This window comes from Verrucomicrobiia bacterium (assembly GCA_026414565.1).
Classification (GTDB): Bacteria; Verrucomicrobiota; Verrucomicrobiia; order Limisphaerales; family Fontisphaeraceae; genus Fontisphaera.
The window spans coordinates 1-23,846 of record JAOAIT010000029.1; the positions used below are offsets into that span (position 1 = coordinate 1).

The window sequence follows — 23,846 nt, forward strand, 5'->3', positions numbered from 1 at the left end:
CCAGCGTTGGCGGTTAACGGGGCGGGGACAATGTTGGCGGGGGCCTCGGGCCGCAGCGCAAAATAAGCCTTGGCCTCGCGGGCTTCCACCAGCTCGTGATAATGCTTGAAAATGACGGCGGCGCTGTTGCCCGCCTCCAGGGCCACTTGGGCCACGTTTTGCACGTCGGCCAGGCGGTAGGAAATAAAACTGTGGCGCAGCGCATTGGGTTTCCACTTGACGCCCGCGGCTTTGGCGGTGGCCACTTGCGCGTCATAAAACTGGTCACCGGTGCCCGGCCAGATCGGCCCCGACGGGCGGGCGTGCGGGGCCAGCCACGCCGCCAGGGCCGGAAGCACCGGCACCACGCGGCGGCTGCCGGTCTTGGCCTTGCCCGCCGCCACCTTGATTACGCCGCGGCCCAGGTCAACGTCCTGCCAGTCCAGCCGCAAAATCTCCGCCGTCCGCAGGCCCGCAAACGCCCCCAGGGCCAGCGCAGGCACAAACGCCGCCGGGGCGTGCTGCAACAACCGCGCCAGCTCGCCGGGCCGGAAGATTTGCGTTTCCGCCGGCTTGACTTGGGGCCGCTCCGTTTCCGCCGCCGGATTGCTGCCCTTGGCGATGTAGCCGCGCCGCTCGCAATACGCAAAGAAGCCATGCAAAACGGTGCGGTAATTCTTGCGGGTTTGCTCGCGCACCGGCAGGGCGTCCAGCCAGCGTTGCAGCATGGGGGCCGTCACGCTGGACGTATCCACCTTGAACGCCCCGGCAAAACGCCCCAGGCGGCTGCGCAGATCGGCCACGTGCCGCGGGCTGCGGCCCTTCTCGGCCTTGGTCGTGATGTACTCGTGCACGGCCTGGGCCACCGGCACGGGGGCCATGCGGTCGGGCCGGTGCCGCAGATAAAAGCGCACCGCCTCCATCACGCGGTTGCCCCCCAGCGCCTTGACGGCATCGGCAAAGGTGGCGGCAGCCACTTCCAGAGGGACACCGCTGGGCCGCAATAATTCCACGGCGCGGCCATAGGCGGCGGCATCAGCGGCGGCCAGGGCGGCGGCTTGAACGTCTCCCGCCGCCAGTTGCCGGGCCAGCCGGGCCGCTGCCTCCACCGCCTCGGTCTCGTCGGCAAACGACCGCAGCCGCCGCTTGCCGGTGCTGTAGTCGGCCACTTGATAAATGACCGCTCCCTGGATGGTGGTGCGGTAGATTTTGACGGTAACACTGCCCAAGCTGACTTCCTTGGGCCAGCCCCGGGACACCCGGACACCCGCCACCAACTTGACAGTATTCACGACAGAAAGGGGTAATTTCGTGTCAAGTTTTTGTCAAGTAAATTGACAACGGGGGCTTTTTTGAGGGTTGGGAAACTTTTGTAAGTCCTTGATTATCAAGTGGAGCCAGCGGTCGGATTTGAACCGACGACCGGCGGTTTACAAAACCGCTGCTCTGCCGCTGAGCTACGCTGGCATGGCCTGCCCTTGCGGGCAGGGTTTAATATCGTGTTTTTCGTGCCGGCGGCAAGTGATTTTCGCCGGGGATCAGATGTGTTGGTCCACGATTTCGCGGACGCGGTCGAGGGTGGCTTCGAGGCGTCCGCGGGTGCCGAGGCGGTAGATGGGGGCCTCGACGCGGATGGGCGGCAGGGCGAGATAGGCGGCTTTGAGGCGGGGGGGCAGGTCCGCCAGCACGGTGTATTGGCGGGGGAGGGTGTTATCGATTTCCCACCATTTGCCGCCGGGCTGGGATTTATCGAGGATCAGGACGAGGGAAAGGCGGGCTTCTTTGCGTCCGCCGGCGAGGGGGTTGAGCATTTTTTTGCCGGTGATGGGGCTGAAATAGGTGACGAAGCCCATGCGGCCGGTGACGCGCATGGTATCGCGTTCCACGAGCATGAGGTCGTCGTCCATGACGAAGTTGCCGAGGGCCTGGCTGAGGGTGCTTTTGCCGGCGTGGGAGGGGCCCACGAGGAGGATGCCTTCGTTTTTGCGGGAGGAGACGAGCAGGCCGGTGCCGTGCACGATGTGGGAGGTGCGGGAGTGGTAGGTGGCCAGGAGGCAAACAAGCTGGCGGATGATGTGGCTGCCAATTTGCTGGCGGTAGTAGAGGATGTGACGGAAGTCTTCGTCCACCACCGCGCGGCGGGCGCGGCCCTGGCGGAGGGTGATGGTGAGGTCGGCTTCTTTGCCTGGATCGAAGTAGTCGTAGGGACTCAGGACATTGCGGTTGTGGGCGTCATGCAGGCGGGGGTCGAGCATCAGGGTGACGTGGCGTCCGCAAGCTTGCACGTGAAACACCTCCATGACTTCGGCGGGATGGCTCATAGACACTTCCCTGGATTCAGGTTGGCGCGCCCGGGGGCAGGCTCAAGGGCCAGGTGGTGAGGCATTCATGGCGGGCGCCTTCGCGGCTGAGGGTGCTGCGCATGAGTTGCACCCGATCGGCCCGCCAGGTGACGGGGGTTGCCGGCGGCTGTTGTGCGGCTGCCTGCACGAGGTCCGAGCGCTCGCGGGGCGTCAAGGATTTGATGCGCCCCAGGGTGATGTGGGCGGAAAATTTCTCGGGTGCCGTATCCTTCTCCGCAAAATCGGCCGTGGCGGCGGCCACCGCCTGTTGCAGGGCATGGAGCGGGTTGAGCTGGCCTTGCAGCCCCACCCAAACGACGCGGGGATGGTGGGCATGGGGGAAAAAGCCGGGGGCATGCAGTTGCATTTCCAGAGCGGCGTGGCCGGAGCAGGCGGATTGGAGCCGGGTTTGCAAGGCGGGCACGCGGGCGGCAGGCACTTCGCCGAGGAATCGCAGCGTGAGATGGAATTGATGGGGGGGCGTCCAACGGACGTGAGCCTGGGGCACGGCGCGCCTGAGGGCGGCCTGCAGGTCGGCGACGGCGGCGATCACGCGCTGCGGCAGAGGGATCGCCACGAATAGACGCCAAGTCTCCTCAGGTTCCGGCATGGGTCAGGGCAGGCGCTCGCGGCGTGCGGCGGTGAAGAGGCGGTACCACTCCTCACGGGAAAGGTGCAACTCGGTGGCACGGACTGCTTCGCGAATGCGGTCGGGGCGGATGGAGCCGATGATGGGGACGATGCCCGCCGGATGCCGCAACAGCCAGGCCAGGGCAATCACGATGCGGCTGACGCCGTGGGCGCGGGCCAGGTCGTCCACCACGGCCAGGATGGGGGCGGGCTGGTAGGCCTGCTGCGCGGGCAGGAGGCGATGCGCGCCATCGCCGAGCAATCCGCCGGCCAGCGGACTCCAGGCCAGGGGGGTGATGCGCTCCGCCTGGCATTGGTCAAGGGTGCCATCTTCCAACGGGGCGAGGCGGGCGAGGCTGATTTCCACCTGATTCACGACGAGGGGGAAGGGGCATACTTTTTGGAGAGCGGCCAGTTGGGCGGGGCTGAAGTTGCTCACGCCAAAGGCGCGCACTTTGCCTTGTTGTTTCAACTGGGCGAAGGCGGCGGTGACCTCTTCGAAGTCGGCCAGGTAATCGGGGCGGTGCAGTTGGTAGAGATCGAGGGTTTCCACGCCCAGGCGGCGCAAGGATTGTTCGCAAGACCAGACGATGTGCTGGCGGGAAAAGTCGTAACGGTAGGGGGCTGCCGGCTCGGGATCGCCGGCTTTGCGGATGCCGCATTTGGAGGCGATGATCACGCGGTCGCGCATGCCGCTGACTTCTTTCAACACCTGGCCAAAAATGCTCTCGGCCTCGCCATCGCAGTAAATATCGGCGTGATCAAAGAGGGTGTAACCGGCCTCGTAGGCGGCCAGGACGGCCTGGCGTCCGGCGGCGCGGCTATCGGGAGTGACCTCGGAAGGATTCCAAGTGCCGGCCAGACGCCAGCAGCCATAGGCCAGGCGGCTGCCGAGCAACGGTGAAGTACCCAATTGGATGTTTTGCATGGGCGATGTTTACCGCAGAGGTGGAGCCGGCGCAATTTGGAAATCGGGGCGGCTTGCCGTGGCGGTGCCGGCATGATAATTAACTGGGGCATCCCTATGGCATCAACACCGGAGAGCGGGCGGGCATTTGAAGCGGCAAGGCAAGGATGGACCCGGCGGCACTTTTTACGCTGCACGGCCGGGGTTGCGGGCGTGGCCGCGGTGGTGCCGTGGCAGGCCATGGCGGGGCCTTTCACGCGGCCGGATTTTGAGAAACTGGTGCCCGCTGATAAAAAATTATCACCTGAATGGGTGCGGTCGCTTTTCGAGCGGGGGACGCGCACGGTGTATCGGGGGGCGGAGCTGGAGAAGATCGGGATGCCGATTGGCGGGTTGTGCGCCGGGCAGGTCTATCTGGGAGGGGACGGGCGCCTGTGGCATTGGGATATTTTCAATCAGGCCATTGGCACCGGCGCGGAGCATTACGCGCGGCCTCTGCGTCCGCAATCGCCGCTGGAGCAGGGCTTTGCCTTGCTGGTGACGAGTGGGGGGCAGACGCAGGTGCGGCGGCTGGACAACGGCGGCTGGCGGGAGATTGAGTTTACGGGCGAATACCCCATCGGCCAGGTGACCTACCGCGATGCCGAGGCGCCGGTGATGGTGCAACTGGAGGCGTTCAGCCCGTTTATTCCATTGAACGTGGAGGAATCTTCCCTTCCGGCGACGGTGATGCGCTTTACGGTGGTTAATCGCACGCGCCAGCGGGTGGAGGCCGAGCTGGCGGGTTGGCTGGAAAATGCCGTGGGATTGTATAGCGCGCCACGTCATCGGCTGCAGCGGCGCAACCGCATCGTGCGCCGGCCGGGATTGCTGGCGCTGGTCTGCAGCGCAGAAGCAGCCCCTGAAGCCGCGGCAGCGCAACGGCCGGACCTGGTGTTTGATGATTTTGAGCGGGAGACACATGAGGGGTGGACGGTGGGCGGGACCGCTTTCGGCCCGGGGCCGGTAAGCCAGGCGCAGGTGCCGGAGTACCAGGGCAAGCTGGGTTTTCATGGCCAGCGCGGCATCAATTCCCACGCGGCCGCCCCGGCCAATGATGTGGGGGGACGGGATGCGCACAAGGGCACGCTGACGAGCCGCGCCTTTGTGATTGAGCGCAACTATATCCACTTTCTCATTGGCGGCGGGGCCCACGCCGGGCGCACCTGCCTGAATCTGCTGGTGGATGGGCAAGTGGTGTTGTCGGCCACCGGTCATGCCGGCAATGATTTGCGCCTGAAATGGTGGGATGTGCGGCCGTGGCTGGGACGGCCGGCGCGCCTGCAAATCGTGGACGACGAATCGGGGCCGTGGGGCAACGTGGGGGTGGATTATATTGTTTTCAGCGACGCGCCGCCCCCGCCCCCGGGGCCGCTGGAGGAGGCGCCTGATTATGGCACGATGGCCCTGGCGTTGCTGCCGCCGGACGGCGCGGGAAAAATGCCGGCGGGGGATCGCGGCAACGCCGTGCTGCCCGAGCCCGGCGTGCCGGCGGGTTTGTTTACCGCCCCTGCCCCGATGGCGGAGGCGGTGCGGCCGGCGGAGCAGAAGTTGTGGGGCGCCCTGACACGGCGGCTTACCCTGGCGGCGGGGGCTTCGGCCACGGTGACCTTTGTCATAAGCTGGCATTTCCCGAATCTGAAGATGGATCGGCTGCCGCCGGGGCGATATTATGGGCGGCGATTCCGCTCGGCGCTGGCCGTGGCGGAGCACGTGGCGGCCCACTTTGGCGCGTTACATGCCCAAACCCGGTTGTGGCATGACACGTGGTATGACTCGACGCTGCCCTACTGGTTTTTGGACCGCACTTTTCTGAACATTTCCACCCTGGCCACCTCCACCTGCCATCGGTTGGGCAACGGCCGGTTCTGGGGATGGGAGGGCGTGGGCTGCTGTCATGGCACATGCACGCATGTGTGGAATTATGCCCAGGCCGTGGCCCGGCTTTTCCCGGAGCTGGAGCGCGACACGCGGGAGCGGGTGGACTTTGGGCTGGCGTTGCAAAAGGACGGCGCCATTTTCTTCCGGGCCGAGCATAATAATTATCCGGCGGTGGATGGGCAGGCGGGGACGATTCTGCGCGCCCTGCGCGAGCATCAGATGGGCGCCGATGACGGCTGGTTGCGGCGGAACTGGCCGGGCATCAAACGCGCCACCCAGTGGCTCATCCGCAAGGACGAGGACGGCGACGGCTTGATTACCTCCAATCAGCACAACACCCTGGATACGGATTGGTACGGGGCGGTGGCGTGGCTCAGCGGCGTGTATCTGGCCGCCCTGCGGGCGGCGGAGGCAATGGCCGGCGAGGTGGGCGATGAGGCTTTTGCGCGGGAATGCCGGGAGATTTTTGAGCGGGGGCGGAGAAACCTTGTGAGCCGTCTGTTTGATGGCGAGTACTTCATCAACCAACCGGATCCCCAACATCTGGACGCCATCAATTCCGGGAGCGGCTGTCACATTGATCAGGTGCTGGGACAGAGCTGGGCCTGGCAGATGGGGCTGGGCCGGGTGCTTCCGGAGGCGGAGACCCGCAGCGCGTTGCGCGCGCTCTGGCGCTACAACTTCACGCCGGATGTCGGCCCCTACCGCGAGGTGTATCGTCCGGGCCGCTGGTACGCCATGCCGGGCGAAGGGGGGCTGTTGATGTGCACCTTTCCGCGCACCGACTGGGATTATCCCCAGGCCCGCGGCAAAGGGGCCGAATGGGCGGCCGGGTATTTCAACGAGTGCATGAACGGTTTTGAGTATCAGGTGGCCGGGCACATGCTGGCCGAGGGGATGGTGATGGAAGGCCTGGCCATCACGCGCATGATCCATGATCGCTACCATCCGCTGCGGCGCAATCCGTGGAATGAGGTGGAGTGCGGCGATCATTATGCGCGCTCGATGGCCAGTTACGGCGTATTTCTGATGGCCGCCGGTTACGAGCACCATGGGCCGCGCGGCCACCTGGGCTTTTCTCCGCGTCTCACCCCCGAGCATTTCAAGAGTGCCTTCACCACGGCCGAGGGGTGGGGCACGTACGCGCAGCAACAGGAGGGCGGGAATATGCGGGCGGAAGTGGCCTTGAAATGGGGGCGTTTGCGGCTGGCCTCGCTGAAACTCGCCCCTAAAGCCCGGCCGGCGCGCGTGCGGGTCATGCTGGGACAACAAGGGGTGGCGGCAGGGGTGGATTATGTCGAGGGCGCCCTGCTCCTGCGCTTCTCCCCTGCCCTGACTTTGAAGGCGGGTGAGACGCTGCAGGTGGTGCTGGAAGGCTGAGCCGCGCAAGACGCTTGCGCGCGGCGCTGATTCATCTGGTCTGGCGCTGGGCAGGAGCGGGTGGGCGGCGGGCATGGATGCACCGTTTCGTTGCCTTTTCAAAGGGTGTTCGTCATGCTTGCCGCATGAAGTCTGCATTGGCCCTTTTGACGCTGGCCCTCATTGTTCCCGCCTCAGCGGAGGATTGGTTGGCGCCTTACTGCGTCGTGTGGGACTCGCCCAGCACCAATCATCACGGGTCCATGCCTCTGGGCAACGGCGAAGTGGCGGCCAACGCCTGGGTTACCGCCGCCGGGGAGTTGCACCTCTATTTGGCCCGGACGGATGCCTGGGATGACTACGGCCGGCTGGTCAAGGTGGGCAAGGTGCGGCTGCGCATCACGCCCAACCCGTTTGCTCCCGGCACGGCCTTCCGCCAAACCTTGAATCTGCGCGACGCCACGCTGCGGGTGGAGGCAGGCGAGGGGGCGACGCGCAGCCAGCTTCGCGTATGGGTGGATGCGCATCATCCGGTGGTGCACGTGACCCTGGAAAGCCAAACGCCGCGGGAGGTGGCCGTGCTGGCCGAGTTGTGGCGCACGCAGGCGATGGAGGTGGCCACCACGGAGATCAGCGATGTGCTCATGAATCGCAAAGATGCGGCGGGGCGGCAGGAGCGGATGCTGATTGAGCCGGACGTGGTGTTGGAAAACCACCCCGACGGGATGGGGTGGTATCACCACAACCGCAAGTCGGTCGGGCCGGCCTTGATGGCTGAGATTCAGGGGCTGAAAGATTTTCCGCAGCCGGATCCCTTGTTGCACCGCACCTTCGGCGCCCTGGTGGTGAGTCCCACGGCGCAACGGCTGAATGATGGGCAGCTTCGCGCACCCCCTGCGGAGAAGCATCGTTTCAGCCTGTTCGTCACCGCCCGGCATCCCGCCACACCAGCGGAATGGCTGGCCGACACGGAAGCCGCCATTCGGCGGTTTGCAGCCGCTCCCTTTGCCGCCCGCCGGGCCGCTCATGAAGCGTGGTGGAATGAGTTTTGGGAGCGGAGTTGGATCCGTGCCAGCCAAAGCGCTGGCGCTACGACGGCCGCCACGCCGCTGGCCCCCACCAACCGGCATCCGCTGCGCGTGGGGTGGGATTCGGGCGGCGGCAACCGTTACCGGGGTGAACTGGGCCGGGTCAGTGTATTGCGCGCAGCTTTGGATGACGGGGCCATTGCGGCCCTGGCCGCGACGGGGCCGCAACAGCCGCTGCCGGCGGGCATGCCGGCGCTTTTCACCGCCACGCAGGCCGTGCTACAGGCCGTGGCCGGCTCCGATGCCTGGAACTGGCCGGCCAGTTTTACGGTGGAAGCGTGGGTGCGGCCCGAGAAACTGCCTGGGGGTGGCGCGCGCGTGCTGGACAAGCTCACCGCCGGCCAGCGGGACGGCTTTTTGTTGGATACGTACCCCGGCAACAGCCTGCGGTTCATTGTGGGCGAGCATGAACTGACGCGTGCCCAGGCGGTGCCCGCCGGGCAGTGGACGCATATTGCCGGGGTGGCGGATGCCGTGGCCGGGGGGTGCCGGCTTTATGTCAACGGGCGGCTGGTGGCCAGCGATGCGGGCGCCATCCTCAAAGATGAAGCGGCCTACGTCAGCCAGATGTATCATTTGCAGCGCTTCATCACCGCCTGCGCGGGGCGCGGCCATTACCCCATCAAATTCAACGGGTCGCTCTTCACCGTGCCGCCCGGCCCGACGGAACAGGATCCCGACTACCGCCGCTGGGGGCCCGGGTATTGGTGGCAAAACACGCGGCTGCCTTATTTGTCGCTGTGCACGTCCGGGGATTTTGATTTGCTGCAGCCGCTGTTCCGCATGTATGCCCAGGAGCTGTTGCCCCTGTGCAAGTACCGCACGCAGCGCTACTGCGGCCATGCGGGGGCGTTTTATCCCGAGTGCCTCATGTTCTGGGGCGCCATTTTCAGCGAGACCTACGGCTGGACGCCCTTTGAACAACGCCGGGACAAGCTGCAGGAAAGCGGCTGGCACAAGTACGAGTGGCTGTGCGGCCTGGAGGTGGGCTGGATGTTGATGGATTACTACGAGCACACGCTGGACCGCAAATTTTTGGAGAATACCGTGCTGCCGTTGGTGCGGGAGGTGCTCACGTTCTTTGACCGGCATTATCCCACCAACGCCGCCGGCCAACTGGTGATGGCCCCCTCCCAGGCGGCGGAAACGTGGTGGCGTTGCACCAACGCCGTGACCGAACTTTCCGGCTGCATCGCGCTCACCGAACGGATGCTGGCGTTGCCGGCGGGTCTGGCGCCGGCCGCGGACCGCCGTTTCTGGCAACAATTTCGCGCCAAGCTGCCGCCCATTCCGACGCGGGAAATCCGGGGGCGGAAAGCTCTCGCGCCGGCCGAATTTTTCGCCGACAAACGCAACGTGGAGAATCCCGAGTTGTATCCCGTGTTTCCCTTCCGACTGTTTGCGTTTAATCGTCCGAATGCGGACTGGGCGGTGGCCGCGCTGGAACACCGCGAGGACAAGGGGCATTTTGGCTGGCGGCAGGATGACATTTTCATGGCTTATCTGGGACTGACCGAGGATGCCCGCAAGGGCCTCGTGGCCCGGGCCCGGCGCTGGGATCGCAACGAGCGTTTTCCGGCCTTTTGGGGGCCGAATTATGATTGGACGCCCGATCAGGATCATGGAGGCGTTCTCATGAAAACATTGCAGGCGATGCTGCTGCAAAGCGATGGCCCCCGCATTTACCTCTTCCCGGCCTGGCCCAAGGCCTGGAATGTGGACTTCAAACTGCACGCGCCCCAACAAACGATCCTGACAGGGACGTACCGCGAGGGCCGGCTAACCTCCCTGCAGGTGATGCCTGCGCGGCGCAAGGCCGAGGTGACAATTATGACTCCTTGAGCGGGTTTGCGTGCGGGTTTTAATGCCCCCACGATGAACCGGTTTTGGCCATCAGCCTCGGCAATCTCTGGGGCCTTAACATTCCCGGCTGTACACGCGATAGACTTTGTACACTTCGCCCCCGAAGAGTTCGATGACGCGCTTGACGGGCTCGTTGTCCTCCAGCACCCACGAGGCCTCGACATGCCGGAAACCGGCGCGGAAACCGGTACGCAGGCCGTGGCACAACATGGCCGCCTCCACGCCGCGGCCGCGGTATTTCTTTTTCACCCCCAGCGTGATGACGCGGACGATGTCGGTGGTTTTCCAGTGCAGCAGATACGGCAGGGCCTTGAACAGACCGGGAGACAACAGCCGGCCGCCCAGAGGCAGGAAGGCCTGGTTGTAGTCCGGGGAGGCCAGCAGGAAGCCCACGGTTTCCTGCGGCGTTTCCATCAGGTAGGCCAGCCCCTCAAAGAGGAGGGGCTTCAGGCGTTTGGCCATGAATTGAATTTCCGCCGGGGTCATGGGGACGAAACCCCAGTTGGCCTCCCAGGCCTCGTTGTACACCTCGGTGACCTTGCGAATGTCCTCCGCGAGTGTCTTTTTGCGGATGGGACGGAGGCACATGTCAGGCTCGCGTTTGGCAAACTTGGCGGCGATGCGTTCGAAGCGCTCCATGGGCGTGTTGGCCAGGTCAAAGAAAAAGGCCAACAAGTCTTTGGCCTTGGAAAAACCGGCCTGCTCGATCAGCCGCGGATAGTACGGCGGATTGTACGTCATCATGAAGACGGGCGGGCGGTCGAACCCCTGCACCAGGAGGCCGCACTCGTCATTGGTGCTGGGGTTCATGGGGCCGAGGAGGCGCCGGGCGTTCTGCTGGCGGGCCCAGGCTGTGGCCGCCTCGAAGAGCGCGCCGCTCACGGAGGGGTCGTTCACGCATTCAAAAAAACCCCAAAAGGCCGCGGGGTCTTTTTGAAACTGCACGTAATGCTCATCATAAATGGCAGCCACGCGCCCCACGGGCCGGCCGTCCCGCTCCGCCAGCCACAACTGCATCCGGGCATGTTGGAAAAAAGGGTTGTCATCCGAGAAGAGCTGCCGCTGGTCCAACAGCAAGGGGGCCACCCAGTGGGGGTCGCCCCGGTAAATGGGGTAAGCGGCCTGGAGAAAGCGGTGGATGTCCCCGGCCGTTCTTGCCAGCGGGATGATTTTCATGGGCATAAAAAATCGGGCAGACCCCGCCGGTCTGCCCGTGCGGTGCCATTAATTGGTGGCCGCTGCGGGGGGCGCATTGGTGGCGCCGCCGTTGGATTCGGGGGCCTTGATGACGAGCATTTCATGCCGCGGCTTGATTAACGGCTCCACCGACCACTTGGAGATCAGGTAGTCCCATTTCTCAAATTGTTTTTCCTTTTCGTACTTGTCCTGCAACTTTTTGAGGTTGTCTTTGAACTCCTTATCCAGGCGCTCCTTGTCCTCCGGCTTTTCGTCCTTGCCGGGCGCGCGCTCTTTTTGGGCCGGGGTATAGGCCACGGCGAAGCTCATGGGGTAGTTGTTGCCGTCGGCGGTCGGTTTGCCAAACTTCAAGGTGTAGGTGAAGCCGTCAAAGGTTTCCATGATGACGGTTTGCGGGTCATTCAAACCGGTTTCCTCCGGTTTGGCCCCTTTCTCCAGCACATCAGCGAAAGAGGGAAAGGCCAGGGAAGAAGCGGCGCTGGAGGCCTTGACGGTGTCCAGGGTTTCATTGGTGGCCAGATTGCTCATCTTCCACTCGGCGGTTTCATTGTCGCGCGCGATTTTCCAGGAATGGCTGGCGTTGGTGGAGACGAAGGAGATGGCCTTGACCTTCTCCACCTTGAAAAACTCGCGGTCCAGCCAGGACTCCGGCTTGGGCTCGACGTTGCTGAAGACCTCCTTGACGAGGCACACGCTGGCGAGGTCGCCGGCGATCATCAAGTACCGTCCCTCCGGCCATTCGCCGCCGCCCATGGGGCCGGCGCCGGGGTTTTTGCGCAGGTACTTTTTGCCCAGCAACAAAGTGGAGAGCAGCTTGCCGTCCTTGTTTTTGAACTCCACCCGCGTGGCGGCGTTGGTGCCTTTGTCGGGGTCCAGCAATTCAAAGCGGCCAAGCTGGCTCTGGCCCACCTCGATGGGGTCGCCGGGTTTCAGATCGGCCAGCTTGCGCAGGAAATCGGAGATCTCGGAGAAACTGGCCGGGAAATTGGCCCGTTGGCGCACCACCCAGCGGCCCTCCGCCTTGGCCAGCACCAATTCATTGGTGCCGGCGCGGATGCGGATTTCGGCAATGTCATTGACCGGGAAGTTGGGGAGATAGGCCTCCCGGGTGCGGGTGGAGGCCTTCCATTGGTTTTGATTGGACCGATACAAAGCCCAGCCGGCCACCCCGAGGATCAGGCCGGCGATTACGAGGAGGAGAAGTTGTTTGCGATTCATTTGGCAGCAGTGCGTTTACGATTGACCAAAGCGTAACCCAGACCAAAGAGGGTCACCACCAGCGGCATGGCGCCGAGGTTGATGACCTTCAGGCGCGTCTCCAGGGCTTCCTCTTCGCGGCGCAGCGCCTTGCTCAGCTCCTTGATGCGCCGGTTGGTTTCCGCCTGCGCCTTGCGGTATTTCTCCAGCTCGGCCTTCTGCTCCGGCGAGAGGACGAAGCGCTGGTTGGCGTCTTTTTGGGCCTGCAATTCGTTGAGCTTGCGCTGGATTTCCTGGCGCTCCTGCTCAAACTTTTGCAGTTGCCCCTGCAAATCCCGCGCCGCCCGCGCGCGCATCTCGCGGATGACGGTGAAGTTGCGGGACTTGGTAGCGCGGCTGCGGGAGTTGATGAGCGCGCTGTCGCCGGTGAACAGCTCCAGCGCGTTTTGCAGGAAGGAAAGGTTGCCGCTGTAGATCATCACGATCTTCTGATTGCCGATGGGCTGGACCTGGGCGTAGAAGGTCTCGTGCAGCAGGTCGGCGTCGGCCACCAGAATGACACTGGTCGGCTCCTTGCTTTCCTTGAGAAACTCGGGCTCCTTCTCGTCCTTTTTCTTTTCCTTGTCGTCGTCCTTTTTCTCCTCGTCGGCGGAGTCCTTGGGTTTGCCGTTGGGGAAGGCGGTCTTGAACTTGCCGCTGAGCCGCACCGCCAGGGCCATTTGTTTGTCGCCCGGTTTGAATTCCTTGGCCGCGCCGTCGGGCGACATTTCCACCAGGAAACGGTCCACGAAACCCGCCTCTGGGGAGCTTTGCATGAGCACATCCATTTTAAGCCCCTCCACTGGCGTGCCGCTGAAAGCCCCCGGCCAGCCAAACATGACGTTGTCGAGTTGGGCGCAAATGATCTCATCCTGCTTGAGGTACTCGGGGGTGAGCGAGGGGACGAAGAGCTGAAACTCGGGCGGCACGCCCGGGTTGCGCAGGCGGCGATCGGCCAGCACCCGGTTGTTCTCGAAGGTCAGCCCCCAGGCGGGCAACAACTTGTCCAGGGTGGAGCCGCCCTGGCCGCCGCCCATCATGGGGTTGCGCCGGCCCTCCGTCCAGGCATAAGGATCAAGGAAGGCGATGAGGCGTCCGCCGCGCATGAGGAATTGGTCAATGGCGAACTGGGTTTTTTCGGAGATGTTTTTGGGGTGATGGACGATCAAGACCTTGATGTCGTCGTCAATCTTGTCCACGTCCATCTGCACCTGCTTGAGGTTGAAGTCGCGCTGCAGCTCGGACACAAACAGCCAGGGCTCCTGCCCGCGCTGGCCCATTTGCATCATGAAGGGATTCATTTGCATGCCAAACACCGGGAGGCTGCTCATCAGGCCGATGGTGGGGCGCTCGGGATTGAGGACCTGGGCGATGGCGCGCGAGATGTCATACTCCAGAAACTTCTCCCGCTCCACGGCCAGGAAGGGAATGGAGGTCTTGGCGTCGAGGTAGGTGAAGGACAGGCCCAGATAGACGGAGTTGGCCAGATCAATCTGGCGCGGCGTCACATTGTCCATCGCGGCGAAGTCCTCGGCATCCGTGTCCGGCTGGGGATTGAGCTTTTCGATTTCAATCTTGCCGCCACTGACCTTGCGGTACTCGGCCAGGAGGTCTTCCACGCGCCGGGCGTAATTGGCCCAGGCCACCGGCATGGCCGGGTCATCCTGGGTGCAGTAGAAGCGGATTTTCAACTTGCCATCCAGCTTGGACAGGATGGAGAGCGTCCCGTCCGAAAGCGTGTAAAGCTTTTCGGCGGTCAGGTCCACGCGCATGCGCGGCAGGCCGGCGATGAGGTTGACGGCCACGACGATGCCGAACATGATGAGCACGCCCAGCGTGCTGTACAACAAGGTTTCCAGATTCCGGTTTTTCATGGGCGAAGGAGGCAAAAGGTTAATGACCCGAGCGCAGGCTGCGAATAATCACCCCCGTGGTGAAGAGGCAGAAGCCCATCACCGACAGGAAATACACCAGATCCCGCAAGTCCAGCACGCCTTTTTGGAAGCCGTCAAAGTGGGTCATGATGCTGGTGGAGGCGATCAAGGAAATCAACCCCGCGGGCACATTCCACGATTTCAACAGCTCGGTGACCGGCGGGAAACCGGCCAGGATGAGCAGCAGGATGATGACGATGGAGAGGATGAAACTGACCACCTGATTGCGCGTCAGGGCGGAGGTCATGGTGCTGATGGACAGGCAGGCACCGGCCATGAGGAGGCTGCCGATGTAGCTGCACACAATGACGCCGTTGTCCGGATCGCCGAGGTAGTTCACGGTGACCCAGACTGGAAAAGTGAGCGCCAGGGTCACGGCCAGGAAGAGCCAGGCGGCGAGAAACTTGCCCACAATCGCCTGCCAGGCGGTGACCGGCATGGTCAGGAGCAATTCCATGGTGCCCAGGCGGCGTTCCTCGGCCCACAAGCCCATGCCCACCGCCGGGACCAGGACCAGGAACAGCCACGGGTGCCACATGAAAAAGGCCACCAACGAGGCCTGGTCCCGCTGGAAAAACCCGCCCACCATGAAGGTGAAGAATCCCGCCAGCAGCAGGAAAATGACGATGAACACATACGCCACGGGCGAATTGAAATAACTGCCCAACTGGCGTTTGCCGATGCACTTGATGTTGTGTAAGGCTTCGAGAAGATTCATAGCTCCCTCTTTCCCCGTGGTTTCAAGCCCTGGCCGTGGCGTTGGCCGGGGCGGTGTCCGGCATGGTAATGCTGCGGAAGACCTCATCCAGCCGGCCTTCCTCGGTGTGCAGCTCGTCAAACTTCCATTGCTGGCCGGTTAAGATCTCCGCCACCTGCCGCGCCAGGTCGCCATTTTTGGCCGCCGGATCGTGCGGGTACACCCGCATGAGGGCGCAGCCGTTTTCCTCCTTCACCACAGCAGCGCGCCGCGCCAGAGCCGCCTGGCCCAGCAGGCTGGCGGCCTGTGGCGCAGGGACGCCGTAGATGCGGACTGTGACAGCGCCGGCCATTTCGGACCGGGCCTTCAGTTCGGCGGGCGTGCCGTTGGCCACGATCTGGCCGCGGTCAATGATGATGGCCCGGGTGCAGGCGGCCTCGACCTCCTCCAGAATGTGGGTGGAAAAGACGATGGCCTTGGTTTCCCCCATGCGGCGGATCAGCGTGCGGACCTCATGTTTCTGGTTGGGGTCGAGGCCGTCAGTTGGTTCATCCAGAATCAGGACGGGGGGATCGTGGATGATGGATTGGGCAAAGCAGGTGCGATGCCGGTAACCCTTGGAGAGGGTGTCCACACTCTGATGCAAGACCGACTCCAGGAAACAGGTCTCCACGACTTTATGAATGGCCTTGCGCAGGGCATCGCCGGAGAAACCGCGCAATTCCCCGGCAAATTTGAGGAAGCTGTACACCGTCATGTCGGTGTAGGCGGGGGCGGTTTCCGGCAGGTAGCCGATCAGTTTTTTGGCCGCGATTGGGTCATTTACAATGTCATGGCCGCCGACCGTGACGGAGCCTTCGGTGGGCGGGATGAAGCCCGTGATCATGCGCATGGTGGTGGATTTGCCCGCGCCGTTGGGGCCGAGAAAACCCAGCACCTCGCCTTTCTCCACCGTGAACGAGACCCCGTTCACGGCGCGTTTGGCGCCGAACGTTTTGACCAAATTGTTGACTTTTATCATGTTCGCCTTGGTTCGGCCGGCGGGTCCGCCGGCGTTCATTTAAAACCCCATCGGGTGTGGACCCTGAAGTCCCCGGGGCCACTGACTGGCACCATGTTATACATGGCCTGTCAAGGCTCTCGCAGCATTAGACACACAAACGGGCGTTTGTTCAAAAAATTTTTTCGGCCGCCCGCCGCCGGGCCTGCGCTGGGGCACGGACGGGCACAAACGCATTGACCCTGGGCGGCAAACCCGTTTAGGTAACGCGCATGTTGTTTGCGGCGAATTACGATCCCAGCCCGTGGATGATCCTGCCGTTTGTGGTGTTGCTGGCCACCATTGCGCTGGCCCCGCTGGCCTGTCCGCAATGGTGGCTGCGGCATTATCCCAAGGTGGCGCTGTCCCTGGGCACTCTGACGCTGATTTACTATTGGTGGGGCCTGGGAGGGGAGGCCCGGCACACCGTGGCGCACACGGCCCATGAATATGTCAGTTTCATCGCGCTGATTGGCAGCTTGTTTGTGGTGTCCGGCGGCATCCATATCCAGGTCAAAGGGGAGAGCACCCCGCTGGCCAATACGGTCTTTCTGGCGATCGGCGCCGTGCTGGCCAACTTCCTGGGCACCACGGGCGCCTCCATGCTGCTGATCCGGCCGTGGCTGCGCATGAACAAGTACCGCATCACCAAACATCATGTGGTGTTTTTCATTTTTATTGTGTCCAATGTGGGCGGGTGCCTTACTCCCATTGGGGATCCCCCGTTGTTTCTCGGATATCTCAAAGGCATTCCGTTCTGGTGGGTCCTGCAACACTGCTGGCTCATCTGGCTGGCGGGCGTGGGCCTGCTGCTGCTGATTTTTTACCTTTTGGACCGTCACAATTACCGCCGCGCCCCGCAAACCGTGCGCGAGCAACTGGCGGAGCCGGCGGATCACTGGCGGCTGGAGGGGCTGGGGAATCTGTTCTTCCTGGCGGTCATTCTAGGCGCCGTGTTCATCAATCATCCGGTGTTCCTGCGCGAAGCGCTGATGGTGGCGGCGGCGGCCGGCTCCTACTTCACGACGCGGCGCGCCATTCATCAGGCCAATCACTTCAATTTTCATCCCATCCAGGAAGTGGCCATTCTATTCATCGGCATTTTTGCCACCATGATGCCCGCGCTGGATTATCTGCAAAACAACGCCGCGCGCCTGGGCACGCCCACGCCCACCTTATACTATTGGGGATGCGGCTTTCTCTCGAGCGTGCTCGACAACGCCCCCACCTATCTCAATTTTCTAAGCGCCTGCCAAGGCAGCTTTGGCTCGCCGGAGCTGGTGCAGGCCGCGCGGGAGGCCCTGGCCGCCGGACCCGCGCTGGATCCCCGGACCTTGAGCGGTCCCCATGCCGAAGCCATACGCCACATGCTGGCAGGACTAGAGGCGATGCACGTCCCGGCCACCGCCCGGCGCGGGCTGAGCCGCGAGCACCTTCAAATTGCCCTGCTGCTGGGCAATCCCGAGCTGGTACGCCTGCTGGTGGCCATCAGTGTGGGCGCCGTGTTTTTCGGGGCCTGCACGTATATTGGCAACGGCCCCAACTTCATGGTGAAGTCCATTGCCGAGCATCAGAAAGTGCACGTGCCCAGTTTCATTGAGTACGTGTACCGCTTCACGCTGCCCTTCCTGCTGCCGGTGCTGGTCATCGTGTGGTTGATATTCTTCCGCTGAATGACCGGCCGCCACGGGGCGCCGTCCCCGCAAAATGCAATAACCCCCGAGCCTTGTCGGCCCGGAGGTTATTGGCTGGCCTAAAATGAAAGCGGGTTAATTCACCACCTTGAAGCCGGCCTTTTTGATGGCCGTGGCAATTTCCTTCTTGCTGGTCTGTTTTTCGTCGAAGGTGACTTCCGCCTTGCCCAATTCCACCTTCCTGGCGGTCACGCCCTTGACCTTCGCCAAGGCGGCGTCCACCTTGGCCACGCAGCCATGCGGGCAGGACATGCCTTCGATTTTAAGATTCACCGTCTCGGCCTGGGCAGCCACCGCCGCCAGCACCGTCACCGCAGCCAGAGCAATCCATTTACGCATAATTTTCTGTAATTCGTGTTTTTAATGATGTTGATTAGTTAGACAGCGGACTAAAAATGGCACAAGTCGGTGCAAGCGCAAGGGGCGGCAGGAATTTTTTTAGCCGGGGATTGGGGTGTGAACCCACAGGTCCGCCTCTGGTCGTGGCGATGAGGCGGAAGTGCGGGCTTACCCCAGATTTAAGCGGGGGCCATCGGCTTCACCCCCCCCGGGCCGCCGTCCGGATCAGTCCTGCCGGGCGGCTTCATACATGGCCACGATGTTTTGCGGGGGAACATCGGCCAGGATGTTGTGCACCTGCTGGAAGACGTAGCCGCCGCCGGGCCGCCAGATGTCGAGCAGGCGGCGGACATGGTCCTTGACCTGGGCCGGCGAGCCGTGGGCCATGATTTCGCGGGTATCGCAGCCGCCGCCCCAGAAAGTGACGCGGGCGCCGAAGTCGCGCTTAAGCTCCGCCGGGTCCATGCCGCGGCAGGAGATTTGCACGGGGTTGATGGCTTCCATGCCCGCCTCGATGAGGCCGTCGAGCAGCTCGCGCACGCCGCCGCAGCAGTGCAACATGATGCGCACGTGCGGGGCCAGCTCCTTCACCCGGCGCCACATCAGGCGCTGGCGGGGCTGGAAAAACTCGCGGTACATGGCGGGAGAGATTTGCGGGCCGCGCTGCATGCCCAGGTCATCGCCAAACAGGATGATGTCAATGTATGGCCCCACGGCGCCGAGGAAACGCTCGAGATTGGCCAGGTGGAGGGCCACCAGGCGGTCCAGGAATTCGTGCGCCCGCTCCGGCTGGCCGGCCAGGAGCAGGAAAAAATTATCGTTGCGGTAGAGGAACTGGCCGGTTTCGAGCAGGTTGCCGCCGAATAAACCGATGATGGCGCGGTCGGTTTGCGCACGCAGGCGCCGGGCGCCCTCGGCCAGAACCGCCGGGCCGTCGGGGCCGGCCGCCAGCGGGCCGGGCGGAGATTTCATGGCCATCCACATGCTTTCCTCGAAGGCGGCATCGAGGTGGTCAAGGTCATCGGCCTCGGCAAAGGGATAGTGGACCTGCTCGAAGTAAAGGCAGCCCTCGGGCATGCGGGCCAGCAGGTTGCCGCGGGCGGAGCGCACCACCCATTCGCCGTTTTGTTTTTCCGGTCTGACCCAGGCCGGGATCAGGCAGGGCGTGCCATCGGGCAGGGTCCATTCGCGCCAATGGTGGTCCTCGAGGGCGAAGGCGCGGCCCAGCTCGATGGTGTCCACGTGAAAGAGCTGCAGCACGTCCTCATCCACGATGGCGAGCTGCTGCACCGCATCATAGACGCGGATGGGGCGCTGCGGGAGGCCGAGGTACTGGCGCAAGTGGGCATAGGCGATGGCCGCGATGCCGGAGGAGCGGTGTCCCGACAGGTCAATGGGGACGCGGCCGGTCTCCCGATGATCCAGCGCGGCGAGCACACGTTCACGTGAGGTCATGGCGCCATGACAAGGCATGGGCCGAGGCCGGTCAAGCCTGTTTGCGGCCGCGCGGTGGGGGGCGAGGGCGGGTTATTTGGCCAGCGGTTTGGGCTGGGCGGCCTGCCATTCGGCGGCGCTGACTTTACGCACTTGATGCAGGAAGACAAAGGTGCCCTTTTTGTTGCCCACGACGACATCCGGCCACTTGTCGCCATTGAGGTCGCCGGGGGTCACCTGGGTGCCCACGCCCGAGTCGTTGTCAATGAGGTAGGGGATGAAGTCCACGGTTTTGTCCTTATTGCGCACGGTCTTGAACCAATAGAGCACCGCCGGGGCGTTGGGGTCGGTGTCGCCGGTGGGGCCGTGGGCCCAGAAGCGTTTGCCGGTGAGCACGTCCAGCACTCCATCCCGATCCATGTCCACCAGCTCGATGGCGTGGGGCTGGGTGAAGAGCACCCCGTATTTGTTGTCCTCGGGCTTCTTGTTCATGATGACGTGCTTCTTGAACTTGATTTCGCCGTTTTCGCGATATTGCTCATACCAGGCCAGGCCGTGGTTGTGCGGGTCGAGGCAGGTGAACACGTCGTTCAAGCCGTCGCCGTTGAAGTCATACACCCACATCTGCGCGGCGCCCGGCCCGGGGGCAAAGGGCACGGGATGGAAAGTCCACACGGGGTCCCCCTCGCGGGAGGCCGGCTGTTCCCACCAGCCGTTTTGTTCCAGCAAATCTTTGCGGCCGTCGCCGTTGACATCCCCAAACCCGATGCCGTGGGTGTAACGGTGCCAGCGCTTGTCGGGCGGGGACACGGGATGAAAAGTGGCGGGCTGTTTGGGGTCGGCCCAGTTGATGGTGGCGTAGCCGAGCTGGCCGGGCTGGTTGGGCTTGCTGGAGTTGCAGATGATCTCCGGTTTGCCGTCGCCGGTGAGATCGCCAAACATGGGCGATTCATTGTCGAGGACATCCAGCAGTTTATACTTCGCCCAATGGCCCTGCCCCTGATTGCGCGGGTTTTCGTACCAATAAACCTCCTTGCCGGGGAAGCCGTAGATGATGATGTCCATCCAGCCGTCGCCGTTCAAATCGTAGGTGTAGGTAAGGAAATTGTCCGAGTAGTCGTTTTCATTGCTTAACGCGCCTTTATAACCGGCGATGGTGGCCTCCGTGCCGTCAGCTTTTTTTATTTTGGAGGTCTTGTCGGCCGGGCGGTAGGCGGTGCGGGTTTTGAAGTCCGGCCCGGCGTACCAGAACGGGCCGGACACGACGTCCATGTGGCCATCCTTGTTGAAATCCCCGAAGTGCGCGCCTTCGGACCAGAACTCATCCGTGAGGCGGATTTTTTGGAAGGTGTGCAGGGTGTAATCAGCGGCCAGGGCCGGCAAGGCTAACGCGCCGGTGGCGAGCAAGGCAAATGCGGTGTAATGCATGCCTAATTAGTGACCCGGATTAGGCCGGCGGTCAAGCGCGCCCTCTTGATTGCGCCTCAGGCCGGGCGGTGGCCCGGCAGGGTCTGCATCCAACGCTGGACGGCCTGTTGGATGGCCTCAGCACATTGGGCCTGGGGCGTCACAAAGCGCGGCCTGAACCAGGGGAACAAACCCACCAAATCATGAATGACCAGAATCTGCCCATCGCAATCCGGGCCGCTGCCAATGCCGATGGTGGGAATGCGGAGGGCGCGGGTGATTTCCGCCGCCACGGGGGGCGTGACCAGTTCCAGCACCACGGCAAAAGCGCCTGCCGCCTCCAGTGCCCGGGCATCGGCCAGGAGCGCGGCGGCCTCCTCGGGTTTTCTGCCTTTGACGCGATAGCCGCCCTCTTCTTGGACGTGCTGGGGCAACATGCCCAGATGCCCCAAAAAAGGAATGCCGGCCTGCACGATGGCTTGCACTTGAGGCAGGATGGCGCGTCCACCCTCGGCTTTGACGTATTCGGCGCCCGCGGCGCCCAATCGTCGGGCGCTGGCCACCGCCTGCTCAGGGGTGGTGTAGGTGCCAATCGGCAAATCGGCCCCCAACAGCGCGCGCGGCTGTGCCCGCGCACAGGCGCGCACGTGGTGCTCCATGTCCGCCAGCGTGACGTGGGTGGTATCGGGATGGCCCAAGACCACCATGCCCAGGGAATCGCCCACCAGGAGAAAAGGCACACCCGCCTCGTCCAACAGGCGGGTCATGGGGTAATCGTACGTGGTGAGAAAGGGGATGGGTTGCCGCCCTTTGCGCGCCTGGCAATCGGCGACGGTTACTTTGGAGGCCGCATTCATGGACGGGAATGGCTGAAACTGGCGAGCAATTCCGCCGGCGTGACGGCCGCCGTGCCCACCTTGCCCACCACCACCCCCGCGGCGTGATTGGAGAAAATGGCGGCTTCTTCCGGGGACGCTCCGAGGGCGATCGCGAGGGTGAAGGAGGCGATGACCGTGTCGCCCGCGCCGGAGACATCGAAGACCTCGCGCGCCACGGTGGGAATGTGCAGGGGCGGCTGCTCGCGGCGGCACAACAGCATGCCCTGCTCGCCCAGGGTGACGAGCAACAAGGCCGGTTGCAGGCGGGTCAACAAATCCCCCGCCGCCTGCAACAAAAGTTTGTCCTGCATGGGCGGCAGTCCCCGAGCGCCATCGGGCAGGCCGGCCAGCTCGAAAGTTTCCTTGCGGTTGGGGGTGATGAGCGAAAGCCGGCTCAGGTCCAGGCGGTGGACCGGCTTGGGGTCCAGGCTCAACCAAATGCCCCGTTCGCGACAGAGGCGCTTCAGTTCGTCGAGCAGGGGCTGGGTAACGACCCCTTTGCCGTAATCCCCCACAATGACGGCATCCGCCCCGTCCAGCCGCTGGCGCAGCAGGTCGAGGAGCCGCTGGGTGGCGGCGCCGCCCAGATCGCCGCGCGTTTCCCGATCCACCCGCACCACCTGCTGCTGGTGGGCGATGATGCGCGTCTTGATGCTGGTGTGGCGGTCCCGCAAGGTGAGCAGGCCGCGGGTATCCACGCCGTCGGCCGCCAGCAAATCCTGGAGTTGGCGGCCGGCGGCGTCGTGTCCCACCACGCCCACCACGGCGGCCTGCGCGCCGAGGGTGGTGAGGTTGCGCGCCACGTTGGCGGCGCCGCCGGGCATGAAACTCTCGCGCACAAACTCCAGCACGGGCACGGGGGCTTCGGGCGAGATGCGATTCACCTGGCCCCAAACAAACTGGTCGAGCATCAAGTCGCCCACCACCAGCAGGCGCCGTTGTCCGGCACGTTTCAGCCAACGGTGGACGCGTTCACGGGAAAGCTGAAGGGCTGTTTTTTTCATGGGAAATGACCCCAACCGCAAGGTGTTTCAACCCAGGAAACCGGTCAAGGGACTGGTGGCGCTGGCCACGGGCTGGCGCTCGGCCAGCCCCACCTCATACGCCGCGCGCCCCGCCTCCACGGCAGCCCGGAAGGCCTGGGCCATGCGGACCGGATCGCTGGCAATGGCGATGGCCGTATTCACCAAGACGGCGTCCGCGCCCAATTCCATGGCCTCGGCCGCGTGGCTGGGGGCGCCCAAGCCGGCATCCACCACCACCGGCACGGTGGCCTGCTCGATGATGATGCGCACCTGATCGCGGGTCAGGACCCCTTGATTGGAGCCGATGGGCGAGCCCAACGGCATGACCGTGGCCGCGCCGGCCTCCTGCAGCCGCTTGGCCAGCACGGGGTCCGCGTTGATGTAGGGCAGCACGGTGAAACCTTCTTTCACCAGTAGTTCGGTGGCCGCCAGGGTTTCGATGGGATCCGGCAGCAAGTAGCGCGGGTCCGGATGAATCTCGAGTTTGACCCATTTGGGGAGTCCGGCGGCGGCGGCGAGCCGGGCCAGGCGCACGGCCTCGGCGGCGTTCAACGCGCCGCTGGTGTTGGGGAGGATCAGATAGCGCTGCGGATCGATAAAATCCAAAATATTGGCGAAGGGATCATGCCGTCCGCTGAGATCGGCCCGCCGCAGGGCCACGGTCACAATCTCCGCGCCGCTCGCCTCCAGCGCCGCACGCATCAGCTCGGGCGAAGCAAACTTGCCGGTGCCCAACAAGAGCCGCGAGCGAAACGTCCGCCCCGCCACCACCCATGGACGATTTTCCAACATCATCAACGCAAAGCTACCCCCTTCCCGCCGCGCCGTCCAGCCACAGAATGACTGGCGCGGGCGGTGGGAAATTAGTTTGAAATCGG

18 protein-coding genes and 1 tRNA gene are annotated in these 23,846 nt (G+C 63.6%); 3 read left to right on the forward strand and 16 right to left on the reverse strand.

The window, feature by feature from the left end; genetic code table 11:
* From N3J91_07370 to N3J91_07390, 5 genes are all read right to left on the reverse strand, one after another.
* A partial coding sequence (locus N3J91_07370) for a tyrosine-type recombinase/integrase (GenBank protein ID MCX8156249.1) occupies positions 1-1,271 on the reverse strand: 1,271 nt, incomplete at its 3' end.
* 100 nt (positions 1,272-1,371) lie between these two features.
* Positions 1,372-1,446 (reverse strand) — tRNA-Thr (locus N3J91_07375).
* Between the two features lie 71 nt (positions 1,447-1,517).
* Positions 1,518-2,300: a hypothetical protein gene (locus tag N3J91_07380; GenBank protein ID MCX8156250.1), complete on the reverse strand. Its 783-nt coding sequence runs from the start codon at positions 2,298-2,300 to the stop codon at positions 1,518-1,520.
* Positions 2,301-2,316: 16 nt separating this feature from the next.
* Entirely contained in the window at positions 2,317-2,931 is a 615-nt protein-coding gene (gene thpR / locus N3J91_07385; protein MCX8156251.1) for an RNA 2',3'-cyclic phosphodiesterase, read from the reverse strand.
* Positions 2,932-2,934: 3 nt separating this feature from the next.
* A complete protein-coding gene (locus N3J91_07390) occupies positions 2,935-3,879 on the reverse strand; it encodes an aldo/keto reductase (protein ID MCX8156252.1) in 945 nt (314 codons plus the stop codon).
* Positions 3,880-4,071: 192 nt separating this feature from the next.
* On the opposite strand from N3J91_07390, the gene N3J91_07395 reads away from it, so the two are divergent.
* Both N3J91_07395 and N3J91_07400 read left to right on the forward strand, forming a co-directional pair.
* Complete coding sequence (locus tag N3J91_07395; protein ID MCX8156253.1) at positions 4,072-7,158, forward strand: non-lysosomal glucosylceramidase; 3,087 nt, start codon at positions 4,072-4,074, stop codon at positions 7,156-7,158.
* A 125-nt stretch (positions 7,159-7,283) separates the two neighbouring features.
* Positions 7,284-10,067, forward strand: coding sequence for a DUF5703 domain-containing protein (locus N3J91_07400; protein MCX8156254.1), 2,784 nt, complete (start codon positions 7,284-7,286; stop codon positions 10,065-10,067).
* A gap of 75 nt (positions 10,068-10,142) precedes the next feature.
* Here the strand turns inward: N3J91_07400 and N3J91_07405 are convergent, their stop codons facing one another.
* The 5 genes from N3J91_07405 to N3J91_07425 are packed head-to-tail and all read right to left on the reverse strand — an operon-like array spanning position 10,143 to position 16,173.
* Positions 10,143-11,264 carry an N-acetyltransferase gene (locus N3J91_07405; GenBank protein MCX8156255.1) on the reverse strand — a complete coding sequence of 374 codons (1,122 nt, stop codon included), beginning with the start codon at positions 11,262-11,264 and terminating at the stop codon, positions 10,143-10,145.
* 48 nt (positions 11,265-11,312) lie between these two features.
* Entirely contained in the window at positions 11,313-12,503 is a 1,191-nt protein-coding gene (locus tag N3J91_07410; GenBank protein ID MCX8156256.1) for a DUF4340 domain-containing protein, read from the reverse strand.
* The gene (locus N3J91_07415; protein MCX8156257.1) at positions 12,500-14,395 is read right to left on the reverse strand and encodes a Gldg family protein; all 1,896 of its coding nucleotides are present in this window, start codon (positions 14,393-14,395) and stop codon (positions 12,500-12,502) included. Before N3J91_07415 ends, N3J91_07410 begins: the two co-directional genes overlap by 4 nt.
* A gap of 19 nt (positions 14,396-14,414) precedes the next feature.
* Positions 14,415-15,173, reverse strand: coding sequence for an ABC transporter permease (locus N3J91_07420; GenBank protein MCX8156258.1), 759 nt, complete (start codon positions 15,171-15,173; stop codon positions 14,415-14,417).
* Between the two features lie 22 nt (positions 15,174-15,195).
* Positions 15,196-16,173: an ATP-binding cassette domain-containing protein gene (locus tag N3J91_07425; protein MCX8156259.1), complete on the reverse strand. Its 978-nt coding sequence runs from the start codon at positions 16,171-16,173 to the stop codon at positions 15,196-15,198.
* A gap of 251 nt (positions 16,174-16,424) precedes the next feature.
* Between N3J91_07425 and N3J91_07430 the strand changes: the two genes are divergently transcribed.
* Complete coding sequence (locus N3J91_07430; protein MCX8156260.1) at positions 16,425-17,864, forward strand: sodium:proton antiporter; 1,440 nt, start codon at positions 16,425-16,427, stop codon at positions 17,862-17,864.
* Between the two features lie 96 nt (positions 17,865-17,960).
* Here the strand turns inward: N3J91_07430 and N3J91_07435 are convergent, their stop codons facing one another.
* The 6 genes from N3J91_07435 to N3J91_07460 all read right to left on the reverse strand — a co-directional run bounded on the left by N3J91_07435 (position 17,961) and on the right by N3J91_07460 (position 23,760).
* Positions 17,961-18,224 carry a cation transporter gene (locus N3J91_07435; GenBank protein ID MCX8156261.1) on the reverse strand — a complete coding sequence of 88 codons (264 nt, stop codon included), beginning with the start codon at positions 18,222-18,224 and terminating at the stop codon, positions 17,961-17,963.
* A gap of 225 nt (positions 18,225-18,449) precedes the next feature.
* Complete coding sequence (locus N3J91_07440) at positions 18,450-19,679, reverse strand: methyltransferase (protein ID MCX8156262.1); 1,230 nt, start codon at positions 19,677-19,679, stop codon at positions 18,450-18,452.
* Between the two features lie 72 nt (positions 19,680-19,751).
* On the reverse strand, positions 19,752-21,086 hold the full coding sequence (locus tag N3J91_07445; GenBank protein MCX8156263.1) for a VCBS repeat-containing protein: 1,335 nt from the start codon (positions 21,084-21,086) through the stop codon (positions 19,752-19,754).
* A 56-nt stretch (positions 21,087-21,142) separates the two neighbouring features.
* Complete coding sequence (gene panB, locus N3J91_07450) at positions 21,143-21,922, reverse strand: 3-methyl-2-oxobutanoate hydroxymethyltransferase (GenBank protein MCX8156264.1); 780 nt, start codon at positions 21,920-21,922, stop codon at positions 21,143-21,145.
* On the reverse strand, positions 21,919-22,947 hold the full coding sequence (gene rfaE1, locus N3J91_07455) for a D-glycero-beta-D-manno-heptose-7-phosphate kinase (GenBank protein ID MCX8156265.1): 1,029 nt from the start codon (positions 22,945-22,947) through the stop codon (positions 21,919-21,921). The genes panB and rfaE1 overlap by 4 nt, the downstream gene beginning before the upstream one ends.
* A gap of 27 nt (positions 22,948-22,974) precedes the next feature.
* Entirely contained in the window at positions 22,975-23,760 is a 786-nt protein-coding gene (locus N3J91_07460) for a thiazole synthase (protein MCX8156266.1), read from the reverse strand.
* Positions 23,761-23,846 lie beyond the last annotated feature (86 nt).